This is a genomic window from Paenibacillus sp. MER 180 (assembly GCF_023713665.1).
Classification (GTDB): Bacteria; Bacillota; Bacilli; order Paenibacillales; family Paenibacillaceae; genus Paenibacillus_B; species Paenibacillus_B suaedae.
The window spans coordinates 78,900-99,374 of record NZ_JAMAVT010000021.1 but is presented as its reverse complement, the minus strand read 5'-3'; the positions used below and the strand labels follow the sequence as shown (position 1 = coordinate 99,374).

The 20,475-nt window shown below is 46.8% G+C and carries 14 protein-coding genes and 1 pseudogene; 13 read left to right on the top strand and 2 right to left on the bottom strand.

Going from position 1 to position 20,475, the window contains the following annotated elements; genetic code table 11:
* Positions 1-246 precede the first annotated feature (246 nt).
* From M3661_RS25410 to M3661_RS30390, 8 genes and pseudogenes are all read left to right on the top strand, one after another.
* A complete protein-coding gene (locus M3661_RS25410) occupies positions 247-1,071 on the top strand; it encodes a MerR family transcriptional regulator (RefSeq protein WP_251489667.1) in 825 nt (274 codons plus the stop codon).
* A gap of 73 nt (positions 1,072-1,144) precedes the next feature.
* On the top strand, positions 1,145-2,164 hold the full coding sequence (locus M3661_RS25405) for a serine hydrolase domain-containing protein (protein ID WP_251489665.1): 1,020 nt from the start codon (positions 1,145-1,147) through the stop codon (positions 2,162-2,164).
* A gap of 291 nt (positions 2,165-2,455) precedes the next feature.
* Complete coding sequence (locus tag M3661_RS25400; RefSeq protein ID WP_251489663.1) at positions 2,456-3,583, top strand: NAD(P)/FAD-dependent oxidoreductase; 1,128 nt, start codon at positions 2,456-2,458, stop codon at positions 3,581-3,583.
* Between the two features lie 277 nt (positions 3,584-3,860).
* Entirely contained in the window at positions 3,861-4,823 is a 963-nt protein-coding gene (locus M3661_RS25395) for a hypothetical protein (protein WP_251489661.1), read from the top strand.
* Positions 4,824-5,179: 356 nt separating this feature from the next.
* On the top strand, positions 5,180-5,686 hold the full coding sequence (locus M3661_RS25390; protein WP_065290764.1) for an RNA polymerase sigma factor SigV: 507 nt from the start codon (positions 5,180-5,182) through the stop codon (positions 5,684-5,686).
* Complete coding sequence (gene rsiV / locus M3661_RS25385; RefSeq protein WP_251489659.1) at positions 5,683-6,552, top strand: anti-sigma-V factor RsiV; 870 nt, start codon at positions 5,683-5,685, stop codon at positions 6,550-6,552. The genes M3661_RS25390 and rsiV overlap by 4 nt, the downstream gene beginning before the upstream one ends.
* A 327-nt stretch (positions 6,553-6,879) precedes the next feature.
* On the top strand, positions 6,880-9,264 hold the full coding sequence (locus M3661_RS25380; RefSeq protein ID WP_251489657.1) for a polyprenyl synthetase family protein: 2,385 nt from the start codon (positions 6,880-6,882) through the stop codon (positions 9,262-9,264).
* Between the two features lie 27 nt (positions 9,265-9,291).
* Positions 9,292-9,495: pseudogene (locus M3661_RS30390) on the top strand (TetR-like C-terminal domain-containing protein); the annotation flags it as partial.
* 528 nt (positions 9,496-10,023) lie between these two features.
* Here M3661_RS30390 and M3661_RS25370 read toward each other — a convergent pair.
* The gene (locus tag M3661_RS25370) at positions 10,024-10,233 is read right to left on the bottom strand and encodes a hypothetical protein (RefSeq protein WP_139070675.1); all 210 of its coding nucleotides are present in this window, start codon (positions 10,231-10,233) and stop codon (positions 10,024-10,026) included.
* Positions 10,234-10,334: 101 nt separating this feature from the next.
* Here M3661_RS25370 and M3661_RS25365 point away from each other — a divergent pair, with 101 nt between their 5' ends.
* From M3661_RS25365 to M3661_RS25350, 4 genes are all read left to right on the top strand, one after another.
* A complete protein-coding gene (locus M3661_RS25365) occupies positions 10,335-12,290 on the top strand; it encodes a putative thiazole-containing bacteriocin maturation protein (protein ID WP_285853288.1) in 1,956 nt (651 codons plus the stop codon).
* Complete coding sequence (locus tag M3661_RS25360) at positions 12,287-14,236, top strand: TOMM precursor leader peptide-binding protein (RefSeq protein ID WP_251489655.1); 1,950 nt, start codon at positions 12,287-12,289, stop codon at positions 14,234-14,236. Before M3661_RS25365 ends, M3661_RS25360 begins: the two co-directional genes overlap by 4 nt.
* 43 nt (positions 14,237-14,279) lie before the next feature.
* Positions 14,280-15,872 carry a SagB family peptide dehydrogenase gene (locus tag M3661_RS25355; RefSeq protein WP_251489648.1) on the top strand — a complete coding sequence of 531 codons (1,593 nt, stop codon included), beginning with the start codon at positions 14,280-14,282 and terminating at the stop codon, positions 15,870-15,872.
* Between the two features lie 140 nt (positions 15,873-16,012).
* Positions 16,013-16,453, top strand: a complete 441-nt coding sequence (locus M3661_RS25350) for a hypothetical protein (RefSeq protein WP_251489645.1) — start codon at positions 16,013-16,015, stop codon at positions 16,451-16,453.
* A gap of 393 nt (positions 16,454-16,846) precedes the next feature.
* Here M3661_RS25350 and M3661_RS25345 read toward each other — a convergent pair whose 3' ends face one another.
* Complete coding sequence (locus tag M3661_RS25345) at positions 16,847-18,757, bottom strand: N-acetylmuramoyl-L-alanine amidase (protein ID WP_251489643.1); 1,911 nt, start codon at positions 18,755-18,757, stop codon at positions 16,847-16,849.
* Between the two features lie 567 nt (positions 18,758-19,324).
* Here M3661_RS25345 and M3661_RS25340 point away from each other — a divergent pair.
* Positions 19,325-20,425: a CHAP domain-containing protein gene (locus M3661_RS25340; RefSeq protein WP_251489641.1), complete on the top strand. Its 1,101-nt coding sequence runs from the start codon at positions 19,325-19,327 to the stop codon at positions 20,423-20,425.
* The last annotated feature ends 50 nt before the right edge of the window (positions 20,426-20,475 follow it).

Sequence of the window (20,475 nt, the reverse complement as noted above, 5' to 3'; positions counted from 1 at the left end):
GTTCTTATATGTTCTTGTCGCTAGGATGTATACAAAGCACCCTAAGTTGAACTGAGCGTTTCATCACATTTAGCATGTCATTTTCAGCTTTATATTATTTATGAACATCTGTAACCTAGATGGGGAGACATGAACGGTAGGAGTTGACTTTGCCCTTAGGGGAAGAGGTACAGTGGAGTTGAACACAGAACGATATACGATCCAAACTGATGACTGGATAAATGATCAAAGAACGGAGGGTATCACTTGTTGTCAATCGGAGAATTCTCGAAAATATGCGGAGTATCGACCAAAACACTTCGATATTATGGTGAAATCGGATTAATTAATCCTAGTGAAATTAATCCTGAAAACGGATATCGATATTATTCCATTAAGCAGCTTACAAAAATGCTATTCATTAACCGCTTAAAATCTTATCACTTCCCACTAGAGGAGATTAAAGACATGCTCGCGTGGGAGGAGAATGATTCGGAAGAAAAGTTGTGCGATTCCCTGTACAGCAAGCGAGAGGAATTACAACTCAAAATCCAAGCATTAGAACTCACGCTTGCACAAATGAATCATGATATTGCAAATTTAGAAGAGGGCGTATCGATCATGTCGTACCTTGATCATATTGAAGTGCAGCTTGTTGAGACTCAGCCTATGAATATTTTGTATATGCGTCGGATGATGAGCAGCGATGACTACGCTGCTGGATATGGCAAGCATTTTGGCGTACTCTATGAAAAAATTGCCGCCGATCATCTCACAATGACGGGCACACCAATGACGATTTATCACAGTCCAGAATACAACCCTGCAGGCAACGATACAGAGTTTGCTATTCCGATTCGGGAACCGGTTAAGGGAACAAGAGATTTGTCGGAAGGACTATGCGCAAAGTCAGTCGTGAGGGGGCCATATGCAGAATTAACTTCGGTATATGCCAAGTTAAGGGAGTGGGTAGAAAAAGAAGCTTATGCACTAGTGAACTCCCCTTATGAAGTCTATGTAACTGATCCAAATCAAGCCGATGAGCCTGAGGCGATGGTTACTGAGGTATATTTTCCTGTCAAGAAAAGATAGAATCTGAGACTTCCATCATCCTTAATTAGGTTAAACAAATTATCTAGTACAGTACTCTTGAAGGAGTTGCGATATGAATAGAAATGACTTAACAACTACAGAGTGGCAAGTTGAGGCCCCATCTGTCTTGCGAATGGATGCTAATACGCTATCAACGCTTGAACCTATCATACGATCAGAGTATAGCAATATAAACGGGATGGTCATTGCGAGACATGGATACATTGCTTACGAAAGGTATTTCAATAGCTTCGGCCCAGATGATACGCACCATGTAGCCTCGGTGACAAAAAGTGTGCTATCCGCGCTGATTGGTATTGCTATAGATGCAGGCTACATTCAACATATAGACCAGAGGGTGATCGACTTCTTTCCTGAATATGTTCCTGATACGGCTCACAGTCAGAGGCGAGAAATCACCCTTCGTCATCTTCTCACGATGACGGCTCCTTATGCATTTGAGGACTGGCGGGAGCCGCTGGACAAGATGTGTATGCAGCCTAACTGGATGATTTATACGCTGGATATGTTAGGGCAGAACGGAAGTACTGGGGCTTTTAAATATTCAACGGCAGGGGCACATTTACTATCGGCCATTATTACGCGTAGCACTGGACAGAATGCTCAATCGTTTGCCAACGAACGATTATTCGCACCCATCGGCATGAGTATAATCCCTGATTATGAGATGAAGGAATATGACTTTGATCATTTATTCGGGAAGAAGGTAAGAGGGTGGGTGCAAGACCCGGACGGCAACTCTACAGGAGGGTGGGGACTTACATTAAGTCCCCGTGATATGGCTCGGTTCGGTGTTCTATATTTGAACCGTGGTATGTGGGACAATCATCAAATCCTATCCAGCTCATGGATTGCTGCATCAACAGCGATGAATCCAAATCATTACGGTTATCTATGGTGGCTGCGTGAAGAGGATGGGGCACTTGCTTACATGGCACTAGGCGATGGAGGCAACGTTATTTGCTGCGTTCCAGATCAAGCTCTTGTCATCTCCATTGCATCTGAATTCATGCCGAATCCTCGGGATAGATGGTCACTGATTAAGAAGATTATGTCAGCAGTAATAGACTAAGTAAGTTTGAAACTTACGGTTTCACATTCTCCAAGCTATTCTCGAACATATCAATGAATTTCAAGGAACCGTTCAGTTGCTTGCAAGTATTGAATGAACGTGTATGTAAATAAACAAGAAATAAGATAAAGTACCAGGAAGAGCTTGAACCATCAAGCTCTTCTTTTGTTGAACTTACAGCTCAGGAATTGGTTCTTCGCTGAAAACAGAAACTGGAACCTATCGCTTATGTTATCCTTTCAGGAAAAGTTCGTTATAATAGTCAAAGGAAGTGAGGAAAGGAAATCAAGTATGAAAAAAATCATCGTTGTAGGAGCAGGAATTCTTGGGGCATCGACCGCTTACCAGTTGGCTAAGTTCGGAGCGGATGTCCTGATTGTAGACCGTAAGGATCAAGGACAAGCTACAGACGCTGCAGCAGGGATTATATGTCCATGGCTGTCACAGCGACGCAATAAAGCTTGGTACCGATTAGCGAAGGCCGGAGCCCATTTCTATCCGCAGTTAATCCAGGATCTCCAGAGCGAAGGGGAGACGGATACGGGTTATGCGCAAGTGGGAGCTCTCTGTATACATGAAGATGTTGAGAAACTCATCAAAATGGAAGAGCGCGCATACGTACGTAAAGCAGATGCACCAGAAATCGGGGAGATCACACAGCTTGATGAATCAGAAACGCAGGAACGATTTCCTCTGTTGGCTGAGGGATATCGATCCGTACATATAAGTGGTGCCGCTCGAGTAGACGGTCGTGCGCTGCGTGATGCTCTGCTCCGATCCGCTCAAAGAAATGGCGCTGTCTTTATAAATGGTGATGCTACGCTTCAATATGAGTCGAATCGTGTTACAGGTGTAACCGTAGGTGAACAGAGCTACACATCTGAGCTTGTAATTGTATGTGCAGGAGCATGGGCTAACCCACTTTTTCAGCCATTAGGACTTGATTTTCAGGTAAGCTATCAGAAGGCGCAAATTATGCACTTGCGAGTTCAGGGGGAACACGACACCGGCGGCTGGCCATTAATTATTCCGCCTTCTGATCAATATCTGCTTACCTTTGACCAACAGAAGATCGTGATTGGAGCCACACATGAAAATGATGTCGAAGGTTATGATACGAGAGTAACAGCAGGGGGAGTACAAGAGGTTCTGAATAAAGGATTGCATTTAGCACCAAAGTTAGCGGACAGCACAATGGAGGAGATTAGAGTCGGATTCCGCCCTTTCACACCAGGCTTCCTTCCCGTTATCGGCGCTGTTCCCGGCTGGGAGGGACTTATTGCAGCCAATGGGCTAGGATCATCTGGATTGACGGCAGGGCCTTATTTGGGTAGCCAACTTGCCAAAATGGCACTGAATATGGAGCTTGATATCGATCCAACGGACTATGATATTCGAAATGCCATGGAGGAAAGCTGAAACTCTGACCATCGATAAGTAGCATCATAATTATAATTTTTAGCAATGATAACAAGATTCTGGATCGTCATAGGTTCATGAGTACAAAAACGCCGCTAGCTTCCGCCTCGAAGTATAGCGGCGTTTTTCTATACCGATGATTTCGTTCCATTAATACGTGACGTCACCATATACAATCCAGCATTCTCCCTTGTTCTTTTTATCGAAATCAAACTTTTTCAGATAGCTTATTCGTCTTTCTTATGTACAGCAAGCAAGAATAAATGGAGGTAACATAATGAAAAACCAACAAGCAAAGAAAATTCCTTTATTAGCGATGGCGGGTCTCATTTGTGCTGTCAGCATCGCAACACCGCAAGTAATATTTGCAAAACAGGCATCCTCAACTCCAAAAGCAGTAACTCAACCGACAAAAAATAATAAGTCATCAAAAGTAGAGATTGGCCAAAAATGTAGAATCCCAGAACTAAAACTAAAGGAAAATACGTATGTCCTTGATTATAAGCAATCCGAAATTACTGGGGATAACATTCAAGACAACGTGATATTGGTCGGGACAAAAGAAAAGTTAAATGGAAAACTGGATACTTATGCGAGAGACTTGTCCATTATCATTCAGGACGGAAAAACCAAAAAATACGTGAAATACGATTGGATATTCAAAGGATCGGACGGAAAAATGTATCGAGAAATCGGAAGAGAACCGAATTTGATTATTGGCGACTATACGGGCAATAAAGTGAACGATATTATCGTAACGGCCCCTCAAGGCGGAAATGGCGGATTCGTGGATCATCTTATCTTAACTGGGGAAAACCTTAACCTCAAAGATGTTATGTCGGATAATCAAGCGCTATACGAGAATTCTCAGGCAAAATTCAGCGTAAAACTGCCTGCTTCATGGAATGGACATTACAAGGTAAACCCAATTTCAGGCGCAGAGGCAGATAAAGTCATGCCATTCGCAAAGCATGTCGTGCAGTTCGAATACGTGACGAAAGATAACAAAGATTCGGAAATAATGATGATGATCTCCGTTTTTACCAAGACTGATTGGAGCCGCCTCTCCAATGAAGATGGCCCGCCTGTAGGGAGTGTAATTGCGGAGGCCGACGGTATGGTATATGTATCTACAACGCCACAATCCAATCCATTTGATCCGAAGTCCAAAGATGGAAAAATGTTCGATCAACTCTATCAAGATCTAAACCTGAATAAATCTTTCGAGCTGATTAAATAGGTTTTTTAGTTCATACATCTAAGAGATATAAAAAGGTTATCAATACATCTTCAAATTAGATATAAATATCAATGAACCTGCATGACACGAAAACTCGATTTTCCTTTTGAAGAGGAGATCGAGTTTTTTTGATTTCATTAACAACGTAAAATGTTGAACGATGACGACAGTACCTATATTTACATCACAGAATGATCTTACTTTTGTGATTAAATAAAAGTTGCCCAATGAGCTCGAAAAAAATGAAAATTTTACATCTACTTTTCACTACTCAAGTACAAACTTTTTGAATTGCTGTCTTCGTCTTATTCTATAGCAACAAAAAGATATGCGCATATCAAAGGGAGAATCTCTGCATGAATCACAAGTTCGAAAAGTTACTTATTCGTTTCATTACGGAACATAAAGAGGATATATATCGATTGGCTTACAGTTACGTTAAAAATGCTGAAAACGCACTGGATATTATCCAGGATTCCATTCATAAAGCTCTGTCATCATCAGAATCCTTGAAATCCGAAGGCTCCATAAAGAGCTGGTTTTACAGAATATTGGTCAATACAGCTATCGATTTCCTAAGAAGGCAAAAAAAAATACAGATTGTAGATGATAAGACATTGGAATTACACACCCCAGCAGGTGAAGATGTCTACCACGACATTGATCTCGAAAACGCATTGGATGAATTGCCTCCTGCATACCGAACTGTCATTGTACTTCGATATTTTGAAGATATGAAAATAGAAAAAATTTCGGAAGTCATGAATGAAAACGTCAATACGATAAAAACACGGTTATATCAAGGACTCCGCAAACTCCGAATTAATTTGAGTAATGAATTGTTAGAGGAGGTAAAGAAATGAGCGAGCAACTTGACCATCTAAAAAGAAAATATAAAGATATACCCATCCCTAGAGAATTAGATTCTGTTGTAAAGAATGCGATAAAACAAGGGAAGAAGAAACGGAAACGAGTGAACTGGAAGAAGAAACTGATTGGAGCAGGCGCAGCTGCAGCTATTCTGATGATAGCTGGGATCAACACTAGCCCTGCCTTTGCAAAAGCCATATCGAATGTGCCCTTGGTTGGTTCGCTCGTCAAGGTGCTCACGTTTACTGAATTTACTGTGAATGAAGAGACGGCCAAAGCCAATATCAAGGTGCCTGCCATCACGAATATGGATAATAAAGTACTAGAAACTTCCCTAAATAATAAATATCTCGAAGAAAATAAAAAACTGTACAATGATTTTAAGGCTGAAATGGAAGAAGTAAAGAATAGCGGCGGGGGACACGTAGGTGTGGAAAGCGGCTATGAGGTCAAAACTGACAACAATCAGATACTTGCCATTGGCAGATATGTTGCAAATACAGTCGGTACATCATCTACTACATTTACGTACAATACGATAGACAAACAAAATCAACTATTAATTACTTTACCAGGTTTATTTAAAGATAATAGCTATATACAGCTTATCAGCGAAAATATTAAAGAACAGATGAAACAGCAAATGAAGTCGGATTCCGATAAGACCTATTGGTTAGATGGTGAGATGGGCTTCAAAACCATAACTCATGATCAGAGCTTCTATATAAACAATAATGGAAAACTCGTCATTTCCTTCAATAAATATGATGTTGCACCAGGCTATATGGGCGTGGTTGAATTTATCATACCGACCAAAGTAATTACGGATGTACTAGTAAGCAATGTTTATGTCAAGTAAGGGATGTTCAAGATGTACTCCAAGCAACATTACGCCTGCTTGGGGTGCTCTCTTTACGTTTAGGACGTGCTGTATGAGCGCTGTACTATTTGGCCGAACGCGATGATTCGAGAATACATTATCGTCGTTGTGGCTGGCTCGTTAGCAATAAAATTCATAAGTTTCCACATAGCTGCCTTCGTCTGGGAAGGCAGCTTCTTCGAGTTAAGAGGTGATGCGCCTAAAATACGTAACCCAAAATATTCTTGTACGTATAATGATAATAATTGTTGACGAGTTGACGCATGCACAATGAATAATCTTATCGAAGTCGAGGGAAGCCACCTGATGAATGAAGCACTTATCGATCATGCCCATACCGCATACCGGCATGCTGAGCAGCGAGCAGCGCAATATTTTGCAGCGTTGTATGAACAGACAACTAAGAAGACTTACGTGGCGAAGTTAACAGAGGATTTTCGATTATGGAAGAAGAGTCATCTTCCTCGTCATTCATGGTTCTCTTTTTCTTCAAAAACTAGGAAAAAGCCATCTACGAAAGAGTACTACAGGTATATTCAATGGCTGAATCAAACTGGCAAGCTAGATGATTACTTGGATCGAAGCGTATCCTACATGTACATGAGAGATCTGGGCAAGTCCCTAGATTCTCCTGACATACGCGCTCGAGTAAAACACCTGGCTGCCGATATCAAGCAACAGCTTGTTGCCTCTCAGGAAATAAGGAGTCAGAAACAACCTCCAGAATTGATGAGCTTATCGGGATTGTATCGGTGGGCCCAGAAGGAGGGAATTGAAGAGGACGTCATCTGGGTAATCAACAAGCTGAATACCGTATCCTCTCATATTCCGAAAGAGATGAATGCAGAGCATGCCCAGCGCAAGCTGATTAAGATCATGCTCGGGGTAGTTCTGAATATGAAGGAAGAGATAGATGATAATGCGCCCCCAGCAGAACGTGCCAAGCGGCTCGGTAATGCAATCAGACTGGGATATAGCTATGGTCTGACCTACCCGTTCATTGACGACCTTCTGGATTCTGGAGCATTAACGGCAGAAGAACAAGTGCAATATTCACATATGATTCGAGAGGCTTTGTTTACTGGAATCGTTCCGGAGCTCGGAATGTGGACGGGTAAGCACACCGATATGTTTCACTTTATCCACTCTGAGCTGAGCGAAGCGTTCACCTATATTAAGGGTTACCAAAATCCACGGTCTGAGAACACTTTTTTCGAGCAATCCAATGTGTTTTTTCATTCACAGGACATTGATCGTGTCAAAGATCTAGCAAATGCAAATTATACGAATGAAGAGCTCTATATCCCAATCATCCTAAAATCATCATCTTCCCGCTTAATCGTCCGTTCGGTTATCCGTGCACCTGAAGATTCCGGGTACGAGCACCGGACATTCTATTACGGAATCTATAATCAGCTGGCGGATGATTTCGCGGATATGTTCGACGATATGCAGGAAGGAGCCGTAACGCCCTATACGTATTATTTGAAGTATCATCAACAACGGCCTGATTTGCTGAATCCGTTCGAGTTGTACTGGTCAGTGATCTCCCATATTATCCATCAGGTCCATCATTCAGATGCCGCGACGCGCGAGGTCATATTGGATCGGGCAATCAATGGCTTGAAGCGCTGCAGGGAGCGAGTAGGCGCTGCTAAGTATGAAGAAATCATGGAGATATTCAACTTCGATGAACCGGCCTTTCATTCTCTTGTGCAACAGATGGTGCAGAAGGGGGACAACGTGGATTTCTTCGATAAACTGCTTCGCGATCAGCTTGTTATTCAACTGGCGAACAATCGGAAGGAGAAGGAACATTTCCATAGTTCAATTGCAACCATTCGACATGAGATTAACAGCATACTTCATATCACCAAGCCTAGCTCGCTTCCGATTGAAGATTCGCTCTATGACGCAGCCAATTACAGTCTCGAAGGAGACGGGAAACGCTTGCGGCCTATTTTGACTTGGGTAATGGGCGTGAACGAATATGGTCTGGAGCCGTCATCAATCGTGCCGCTGCTGCGATCACTGGAATATATGCATACGGCTTCCTTAATCTTCGACGATCTTCCGTCTCAGGATAATGCAGATACGCGCAGAGGAAATCCGACGCTGCACAATGTATATAATAGTGCCACTGCGGAACTAACGGCTCTACTGCTAATACAGAGGTCGATTCAAGAGCAATCTTCCCTTGATAAGTTCGATGCAGCTACAGTTCTGGACTTAATTCGGTATTCGGCATGCAAGACAGAGGAATTGTGCAGAGGCCAAGCAATGGACTTGCAGGCCAAAGGTAAGCCGTTGACGTTAGAGCAATTGAATGCAATCTGCTTCTACAAAACTGGGGCTGCCTTCGAGGCATCCCTGGTCATGCCTGCGATTCTGGCCAAGACTCCTGCAGCTGAGGTTGCGATACTCAAGAAATTCGCGTATCACGCAGGCATTGCCTTTCAAATTAAGGATGATTTGCTTGATAAAGAAGGCGATTCACACGTGCTCGGGAAACCGGTAGGACAGGATGAGGGGAACAATAACTCGAATTTTGTGTCCATCCTAGGTGTGAACGAAGCGAGGAAGATGATGTGGGAGCACTACTGCTTGGCCATGGAAGCCTTGAAGGAGTTACCCCGGACTATTGCATTTTTGAAGCACTTATTGAATTATATCGTTACCCGAGATCACTAATTCGGACATTGCGTATTGGGTATTGAACTTACCGAGATCATTACGGCAAAGTTCGAGAATAAGGAGCCCAACTCTTCGAATAATCGAACAGCCATTCAAAAGGATATTGCCATTTGGCATGGCTCCTCTGCCTTAATTGGAACCATTGTAGGCTGGCTGCGTAACGACATGCCTTACACGCCAGCTTTCTTAGCAAAACAACTGTACTTGCTTCACTCTCAAGATCTATAAGGTTAATAAGGTTACTAGTAAAAATCACTTTGGCGACGAATAAATTAGCAAAAGCCTAATTTCTCCGTGTTGTAAACGAGAAATTAGGCTTTTTTATATGGTTTCCCTTAATCGATGCCAGCGAAGAGGGAATCTATGAATCACGCCCAATCCGAAGGATCGAAATCCCAAAAGCTCATAGTGGAGCTCGGGGATTAGGGGGCTTTACATAACCATATTTTAGTGGGCAGATGTCATAGGAACACTAGCGGAACCAATTTCATAAATTATCTAGTCGAGATGGATGATGGGCAGCATGCCGGTCGGATCCAGCTCTAAACATATTCGATTAACAACTGTCTCATGCATGTACAGTGAAATGAATGATAAGGAGGGTATAAAATGAACGATTTCCAGAAGGATCTGCAAAATTTGAATGTCGGCAAGTTCAATTCGACGGGAATGACGTCTGCGTCGGGGCAAAATCAGAACGGAGCAGGGGATTCCCGCTTATGTGTTGGCTTTTGCTTTTTTTGTGTAGGGTTTTGTTCATGCAGCAACTGTTTTCGCTGTAGCAACTGCTTCAACTGCGCACGTTGCAGTAACTGCTTCAATTGCGCCCGCTGCAGTAGCTGCGCACGTTGCGGAAGCTGCGCTCGCTGCCGCTGAGTACCTAAAAGCTCCCTTGGCGATACGCAAACGGTATGCCCCTGCAGTGTCTCGCCCTGCAGGGGCTGTTCCTTTTTTAGTTTCTGGCATGACGGACAAAACGCTCTACATAACTTATAAATGGCGGAAAACCGAAGGCCTGCATACAATGCGGTTTTGCCTCCGGCAAAACCTTAAGGAGGAATAAAAACTTGAATCCTTCAATGCGTCTGAAAGTGAAAGGGGATACCTTCTTTCTTCCAGATTCGAATGGAGGCGTCTACTTTCGCAACAATACAGGTTCGTTCCGAATGGAAGGCGACATGGTTGATCAGTGGATCGAAAAATTAATGCCCATGTTGAGTGGGGATTATTCCATGTCGGAACTGACAGACGGGCTGCCGGAACCGTACAGGGTACGGGTTTATGAAATCGCGGAAGTGCTGCTCAATAACGGTTTTGTCCGAGATTCCAGCCAAGACCTACCGCACGGCCTACCCGAAGCGGTAGAACGGAAATATGCTGCACAGATCGAATTTCTGGACAGCTTGGGCGGTTCGGGCGCTCACCGCTTTCAAACCTATCGCCAGGCTAATCCGATTGCGGTCGGTTCCGGCCCGATATTTGTCTCGCTCGTTGCTGCCATGTTGGAATCCGGATTGCCCCGGTTTCGTATGCTGATCACGAACCAGGCGACCACGGATCGGCAGCGGATCTCCGAACTGACGGCGACTGCGCGTCTATCTGACAGTGAGATCGAGGTGGAGGAGATCTTTCCGTCTAATGACGGCTTCCTCGATTGGCAAGAAGTCGTGCAGTTGGCGGATTCCGTTCTATATGTCGCTCAGGGTGACGATCCCAGAGAGCTTAGAGCATTGCATGCGGCCTGCAGGGACGCGAAGAAGGTGCTGCTGCCCGCCATCTATTTGCCACAGTTGGGCATAGCAGGGCCGTTGGTGCACCCGGATTCGGATGTCTGCTTCGAATCCGCATGGCGCAGGATACACCGAACCGCCCTTGGCGATGCGGATCGGCCGACAACGGTCTCTACCACGCCGGAAGCCATGCTAGCGAATGTGCTCGTATTCGAATGGTTTAAGACCGTTACGGGGACGGCTTCGGAATTGAACGGAAAGCTGTTTCTGCTGAATCCGGAAACATTAGTTGGCGAGTGGCATTCGTTACTTCCTCATCCGCTAGTCACAGGTCTTCGTCAGGCCGAGCCAACGGATCCATTCGACCTTCCAATCGATCCATGTACGGAGCGGCAGGAATCAGACCGACTTTTCTCCTATTTCTATCGCTTGACTTCGACGGAGACCGGCATTCTTCACCTTTGGGAGGAAGGGGACTCGAAGCAGCTTCCGCTCTCGCAGTGTCGCGTCCAGGCAGTCGACCCGCTGACGGAAGGCCCCGCCGAGCTTCTCCCGCAGATCGTCTGTTCGGGAATGACGCATCATGAAGCAAGGAAGGAAGCAGGCTTGGCAGGCATCGAGGCGTACGTGTCGCGAATGGCCGGTGTTCTGAAGGCTGCCAGTCCTGCGCAGCCGGATTCTGCTAGCCCGCTCGAGTCGCAGTCCCATGAATATGTAGGGGTCGGAGCGGGAGAGACCGTTGCGGAAGCGGTCCTTCGCGGACTGCGGAAGTGTCTATTCGAGGAGCTGAAAAGTCGTTCCGAATCCAGCATACCCTCCGTTAATCCAATCAAGCTAAGCGAGGTTGAAGACGAATATTGCCGCTATTGCTTGCGTGCATTGACTACGATGCAGGACACCCCGGTAATCGGATTGGGACAAGAAGCGGCGGGCTTCCCAGTCTTCTGGGTCGGTACGAACGGTTACTGGTACGGCGGGGTCGGAGTCAACCGCACGATGGCACTGCGAGAAGCGCTCAGACAGGCGCTGATGAAAATCCAAAACGATCCGGCGGACATCCAAGGCCAAATCCTAGAACGCTCTTCGGTCATGGTGGAAGATGCCTTGGCGCAGAGTCTGACGATCCCCGGCTTCGATGAATCGGAATACGGCATGATGATGCAGTCCGTACGGCAGATTCTGCAATGGAACCGTAAGCGGATCGCGATCGTTGATTTGTCGATAGAACCATTCATGAAAGAAGAGCTGGCAGGCGTGTTTGGCGTGTCGTTGCGAGAGGAGGAGACACATTGAGCGCGATTGTGACGGTCATCGGGGAAGGACAGCTCGCGGATTTGGTAATCAAGCAATTGTCTGCCGATGACCGCTATCGACTGATCCGGCAGAAGAACATAGAGTCTGGAGAAACAGCAACGGGAGACTTGGCGCTGGTGTTGAACGATGCTTGGGATCCTTCCGTTCATTCTGCGGCAGAAGATCGGTTCCGACAGTCGGGAACGCCTTGGCTGCGCGGATTTGTTGGATTCGGAGAGGGGATTGTCGGTCCACTGGTTCGTCCAGAGAGGCAAGGATGCTCACAATGCGCGGATAACCGGCTCCTGATGGCGGGAAGTGACCGTAGGGAATCGTGGAAACTGCAGCAGAAGTTGGCATCTCATGGGGGAATCGCCCGGGATGCTTGGGCGTCTCGCACGGGATTATTGCAGGTGGCGCGCCTTGTTGCGGCTGAAGCCGTGAAGATGCTGATGGGCGGGCAGCCGGAGACGGAAAGCAGGATGTACTTGATCGATCTGCGTACGTTGAAAAGCTCATTGCACTTCTTCCTGCCCGTTCCGCTATGTCCAATTTGCGGCCGATTGCCAGAAGACGATGAGGAGCTGGCCCGCATTGCGCTGAAGCCAAGCCTGAAAATCGGCACCGAAACGTATCGCAGCCGTTCGATGAATGAGCTGAAAGATGTTTTAGCCAAAGAATACTTGGATGCCAGGACCGGTTTTTTGAATGGAAAAATGGTGGATCTAGTGTCGCCTTTCGCTGATGCGAGCATCAATTTGCCCTTGTTTGGCGGAGATGAGGCTTGCGCTGGTCGGACTCACTCCTATGCGGATAGCGAAATGACAGCCATCCTGGAGGGACTAGAGCGTTATTGCGGTCTGTCGCCTCGTGGAAAACGATCCGTCGTTCATGATAGTTTCCGCAATGTACAGCACCAGGCGCTCGATCCTCTCCGCGTAGGCGTGCATGCCAAGGAGCAGTACGAACGCTCCGACTTCCCGCTCAAGTCATTCGACCCCGAAAGGCCGATCGATTGGGTATGGGGCTATTCGTTTCTGCAGGAGCGTCCGATTCTCGTACCGGAGCAGCTGGCTTATTACAGTTCGGGCTACGGTCACGGATTCGTCTATGAAACCTCCAATGGCTGCGCGCTGGGCGGAAGTCTGGAGGAAGCGATCTTCTACGGGATGCTGGAAGTGGTGGAGCGCGACTCCTTCCTCATGACTTGGTATGCTCGTCTGCCCCTGCCTCGCCTGGATCTCCGTTCTGTTCAGGATCGGGAATTGAATTGGATGACGGAGCGACTGGAGACAGTGTCGGGCTATGAACTGTATTTGTATAAATCGACAATGGAGCACGGAATACCAAGCGTGTGGGCGCTCGCGAAGAATAAAAAAGAGCGGGGCGTGAACCTCATTTGCGCCGCGGGCGCCCATCCGGATCCGATCCGTGCGGCAAAGAGCGCGATCCACGAGCTGGCAGGCATGCTGCTCACGGTTAGCGAGAAATTCGAGGAAAACCGTGAGCAGTACGAACGGATGCTTCACGATCCGTACCAGGTTGTTCAGATGGAGGATCATTCCATGCTGTACGGGTTGAAACAGGCAGAGGAAAGGCTCGATTTTCTGCTGAACGACGATCGTCCGATGCAAACGTTCGAGGAAGCATTTGAACCGACGAGCTGGAACGCCGATCTGACTGATGATCTGAAGGCCATGCTGCTTGTTTTTCGCCAATTGAATCTCGAAGTGATCGTGGTCGACCAGACGACTCCGGAGACGCTTCGCAACGGACTGCATTGTGTGAAAGTACTCATCCCCGGCATGCTGCCGATGACGTTCGGGCAGCATCTCATCCGGTTGACGGGACTGGATAGAGTGCTCAGTGTTCCTGCGGAGCTGTCTTATTCACCGGAGCCCTTGTTACCCGAGCAGCTTAATCCATATCCGCACCCGTTCCCATAAATACGGATAAGGAACGGCACGGATTAAACCAGGGAGGAAAGCGATGAGTCTAATGAATCTGGACGTTTTTCTTCACCGTTTGCAATATGATCCGGATAAGGTCAAGCCCTTGGATTGGGAGACGGATTGGGAGTACGCGCCGCTTCCTTACAAGCTTTATCGTGACTTGCCGATGTTTCCACTATCTAGGGAAGTACCGATAACGCTCGAAGGAATGGATACACCCGATGTGCCTACCCTTCGCAATATTGGACATTTCCTCTACTATGTATACGGGCTTACGAAATTGACCCAATCCGTCATGGAACGTGATACTTCGGAAGAATCGGGAGGCGTCTTGCAGATGTGCCGGCGCTTCGTTCCTTCCGGAGGCGGGCTCTATCCGAGTGAACTGTATCTCTATCTTAAGCTTGGCGAGTTGCCTGCAGGCGTATATCATTACGATGCGGCGCATCATCGGTTGGCGTTGCTGCGCACAGGGAATTTCGATGACTATTTGACGAGGTCGCTCGGAAATCGATGCGACGCGAACGGCTGCTTCGGAGCCGCGTTCGTATCTACGGTATACTGGAAAAATTTTTATAAATACAATAATTTCGCCTACCGGCTTCAGGGACTGGATGCCGGTATTTTGATCGGACAGCTGCTCGAAATCGCGAAACGATTCGGATTTTCGTCTGGCGTGCATTTTCAATTTCTCGATCAAGCCATCAATCATCTGCTCGGACTATCAGAACAAGAGGAGAGCGTGTATGCGGTAATCCCGTTATCGGTGAACCCGGCGATCCGATGGATGGAAAGTGGGAACGAGGATATGGACATCGTGCCCGCCTCCGAGCTGTGCCGGGAGTTGTCGCCGGTTAATCATGATCACGATGTAAAGTCGCGGAGGAACGCGGATTATCCGATGCTGCTCCGGATGAGCGATGCGTCCCGATTTGATTCGGCGCGATTGTTTCAACAGCTCCGGCAGGATGAGCAAGCAATTCCGAATCAAGCGCCCGCACTGCCTCTGCCGCCTGTAGATCGCTTATCATATGATTTGGCAGCGGTTTGCCGCAACCGTTTCTCACCCGAGACGGAATTTATCTGGAAGCCGATCGGTATTTCGCGGCTTGCATCTCTGCTTCGGGAAGCGACGGCTTCCTTCACGTATCGCAACGACCTGGATGGCCCGCAGAAGAGGCCGGAACCCCGTGTATGTCTTTACGGCTGCTTCTACGGGGTCGAAGACGTTCCGGATGGCGCTTATCGGTATGATAGCACTGCGCATGCGCTGCAGTCGGTTTGCCTTGGAGATCACCGGCAACGGATGCAAGAGGGAATGTCACTTCCCAATATCAATTTGTTTCAAGTACCGCTCAGCTTTCATGTGGCAGGGAAGAGGAGTTTCTATCAATCGCAGCTCGGCAAGCGGGGATACCGCATACAGCAAATGGAAGCCGGGATGCTCGTGCACCGATTATTGCTGGCAGCATCCGCTCTCGGGATGGGAGGGCGTCCCCTTCTCGGGTTTGACGCCAATTCCAGCGATGCGCTTTACAGGACGGCTTCCCGAGATGAAACGGGACTGATTTTTATACCGGTCGGTCCCTACCGTCAACGATTGCGATTGGTGGGCAGCTTGAGCCGTTAAAAAAAATCATCGCTAATGACATTGACGCGAACGGTCATGTCCTCAGCGATGAAACCACCCTTTGAAAAAAGGGTGACTGGACTTCTCTTAGCAATGATAGTTATCCCACGGATGATGGCAATGCATGTGGGTATGATCCCATGGATGAAACCAATCATGATGGTGATCGAACTCGCAACAGTCCCACCCTGAATACAGATAAGGATGAAGGTGGTCATCCATATACGGATCCCATGGATGATGCATGCAGGGATGCATCATGCAAGAACAGTGTTCATGCTCCCAGGGGTGAACCATATCGGGGTGCTGCTCATGCTTCTGGGGCTGAAACTTCGCAGGTGAGTGCATATTCTCACAGGGATGAGCCATTACAGCTTGATGCTCGTTACCACAATAGTGACACATCCCGGGGTGGTATCCGTGATGATAAGGAATATGGCACCAAGGATAGTGTAACGTTTGATAACCGTCGTCGCGAGGTCTTATTTGATTATTCGATTGCTGCTCAAATGCTTGCTCGGACGGATTGGAATTCTGCACGTCGGCCGGGTTCTGAACGTAAGGTTGATGGTATAACATAGTTTTCCTCCTAATCTTTTGAGGGGCATTGCATCGTGAATCCTCTTCTGGCAAAGCTCGCTTGGAAGCTACCGCAAGGCATAATTCACAATATGCTGAGATTGGGGAAAGGGCACTTGCCCCTATAAAATGGGCAGCTACCCAAGAGGAGGAGAAGCAAGGAACGAAATTGGTGTCGAAGCGAAGACCGAGCGTGTGACGGTGATGATGAGGTTGTAGCAAATAAAATTGTGATACCTGATTCCCAAACTTTCTTAGATGAATCAGGTCATCAGATTATCTATCCGTATTCTGAATAAATGGGTCAGTTTATTTTGTGTCCCCAAGTCCTTGTCATTTTTATTTGACAGGAACTTGGGGATATTTCTGAGTACCAATAATGATATGAGAGCCTGTTACCGCACCTTCTCGACATCAGAAGCTTTCACAAAGGCGAAGCGGTGATTGAAGAAGATGCGATAGAATGCCTCTTTGCCTTTAATGTGCTTATTCGTCGCATAAGGATCCTTCGTGAATACTGGGGCTTCGTAATAATCGCCATTGACCTTCTCGATGGCAACATACGATTGTCCCTGTGCAATTGTGTACTGCAGCGGTACGAGTTCGTTCGGCTTTACCTCGGCAGGGTATGCTGCCGCTTCTGGATAGGCCGCACCATAAACCGGTATAGAAGCTGCGCCCGCTTTTGGAGTAATGAGCTCTCCTGAACCCGCTACCGCATTGCTTCCTGCCGGATTATAGAACCATGCCTTCTGTCCACCGTACCAGATTGCTGTCCAGTTCCCCAGCTCACCTGCGAGCGAGAAGGTTTGCCCTGTCGTAGCCTTAGCGCCTATGCTCAATCCGTCTTTTTTGTTTTGAACGGCAAGGGCTGGGTCATCAATTAAATCCGCATCAAACTGAGGCTCCTTATACAGATAAACGAAGTTCGTCGGCTGAAGCGGAGCATCCTGAACTTCAGGTAAATTACTCTTAAAATTAGGCTTGATTGTCACGATGTCCTTGAGGCTATGCGTGGCGCCAAGTGGTGCTCCAACCAGCTCCATATAATGCTCCCAATCCCAGAATGGACCGGGATCCTGATGCATTGCCGGTGTTCGCTTCGGAGTAAGCCCCGGAATTTCGTTGTGCCCAATGATATGCGCTCGATCCAGTGGAATATCATACTTTTGTCCCAAATACTGAACGAGTGCGGCAGAAGAACGATAAAGCCGTTCAGAGTACCAGGTTGCTCCTTCCATCGCATAGCCTTCATGCTCAATGCCGATGGAGTGCATATTGAAATAATAGTTGCCTGCATGCCATGGCACGTCTTTGTTGTTGACCATTTGTGTTACATCGCCATCAAATGAGCGAACAACATAGTGAGCGGCCACGCTCTTTTTCGGATTTGCGAAGATACCAATGGTGTCTCGATATGTTTCTTCCGTATCATGAATGACAATAAAACGGATATCTGGCCCGAATTTAGGACGGTCTGCAAGATCATAGTTGGAATAGTCTGACGGGTCATCCCCGTTCTGCTGATAGGCTGCTGGAATGGATCTGCAAGGAAGTAGGGAAGGGCAATCAGCGCTGCTTGATAGGGTTGAATGCAGTTGCAGGCTCTGCAAAGTGTCTGGGTTTGGCTTCACTTCCTTGGAAGTAAGGCGCAGCGCCTGACCTTCCGGTGTTTGCCGTACGATCCCTTGCTGGATCGTATGGAACACTTGATCGGCGAAATCCTGTGCATAATACAATTCTTGAGAGCCGCTATATTTGGCAACCGCACCATACCAATCAGATTCTGATACTGGCAGTTTGCCCGCGATGTCCTTCGCATATTTTGCCAGCAGCGCAGCACCGCCTCGGATGTTCTCTACAGGATCCTTCTTCAGAAAGATTGGATTTACATTCAGGAGTTGAGATGCTGCAGCAAGAGTATGGTGGCTCGGATCGGCAAGCGATTCCGGTGTGCTGCTTTGGTCAGTGGTTCCATTCTGTTCCTCTGGCTGCTGCTTCGGTATGTCGGTCAAATGCATAACGCCGAAGCCTCCAGATGTGCTTGGTTCGCCATTATGTTGTTCCCACCGTGTCAGGTTGTAGGAGACGGACATCAGAATGTTCACAGGCACTCCAAATTCTTTCGCAGCAGATTCGAAGGCTTGTTGCAGCTGCTGCGAATTCGACTTGACTTGCTCTGCATAGACAGACGGTACACTGTTGTATGCAGCAGGCAACGCAGGCATAAATCCTGCGGCCGCCAATGAGGCGACAGTGAGTGTGAGCGATAGCTTTTTCCATTGGATTGTTTGAAGTCGTTTCAATTATTTCCCTCCCAAAATGATAATCACTAAGACGAGATGACACCGCTTTCAAAACACAATTGGCATCCACATTTGCGCTTCCTTCTTTATCACCACCATTCCATAATATGGGGATTGGTAACTATTATATTATCTTTCGATTAAAATTTTCAATATATTTTTAAAAGACGAAATATTTTTTCAAATAGAGTAGGACGATTCTCCTTTCTATCTTTCAGGTACCAAATACGAAAATGAGAGACGAACATTGGCAACAAATCGAAAAGAGGGTAGGTTCGTGCTAACAATTAGGGAAGGGGATGAGCTTTCATCGTGGACTACTAAATAATTGATCATTTCAACTAGAAAGGAACAGCAAATAAAAAAACTGCGATGCCAATGGCAAAGCAGTTTGTATGTCTATTTTTGGCATATATAAATACAACTAGGGTGTCTTCGACATCCATAATAGTATTGTAACTGACGACGAATTATAAGTCTATACTTTATACAAAATTTCCCGTAATTTATGGAGTGTCGATCAGAACAGTCCTGATCGGCATGAAAAGAATAGGGAGGTAACGGTAGATGAATAGCCATCAAATCAATGATTATGCGGTGTCACGTTTCGAAAGCATTCAGGTACTCGTCCATGGATTGCTGCAATCGATGGACAGTTCCGTCCAGAAACAGGATGCAGCTGTACGCCTGTATGGCGTATCTGCATTCGCTTCTATGCTTGCTAGAAAGAGAGGGCTGCAATCGGAACTCGCCGCAATCGCGGGTGTGCTTCACCATTATTATTTCTACAAAACCGGTGTCGAAGAATTCCCTGGCCCCAACAGCTTAGAGGCCGTGAGGCCAATGATCCGTGACCTTAAATTGTTCTCTCAAGAAGAGCAAGCAACCATCCTAAGTGCCATCTATTATCATGATGATCGACATCAACGTCATGGAGCATACGAAGAAGTCATAAAAGATGCGATTGTACTGCAAAAATACTTCCAAACCCCGAACAGCCAAGTTGATTCGAGAGATTCACACAGACTTCAGCAGGTATTAGGCGAATTGGCGATTCCATATTCCTACGAGACACCTCATAATAATACGAGCACGGAATTTCCTAAAACAAGCAATTTCACAGACAAACGTCAAATGCTGGCTGACATCGCTGAATCGCTCGCAGGACAGAACATTATTGGTGTGCCAGGAGATAAGTACTACAGAGAGATCTGCAAGTATTGGCCAGATACGAACATCTATCAAGACATCAGAGCTAGCTGGTGTGCTGCATTTGTATACTACTGCTGTAGACAAGCTGGATTCGCCTTGCCGATACGATATCCCAATGGCATTTATCGATTGGCTGGGGTAGGTGCATGGCTGGAGTGGTCTCAGCTGCCTGAGACCGGATTTTTCTACCGTGATGGACAAGAAGGATTCACACCGGAGCGAGGGGATATCGTCATCTATGACAAGCTGTTGTCCGATAAGCCGCACGATCACATTGGGGTCGTACTCGCTTGCGAAGAGAAGGCGATTGCAGTGGCTGAAGGGAACAGAGATAACCAGAATTACTCCTCTGTGTTCCGGAGAGACAGACATCATTGCATACTCGGGTATATTCGGATCGACAATGACTATACGTTTCATTTTAAAGGCAGATTGAAGTCAGCATATTTTGAATAAGCCAACCACGATTCTTTTTCGAAATAATGAACCTATCAACAAGGCCCATT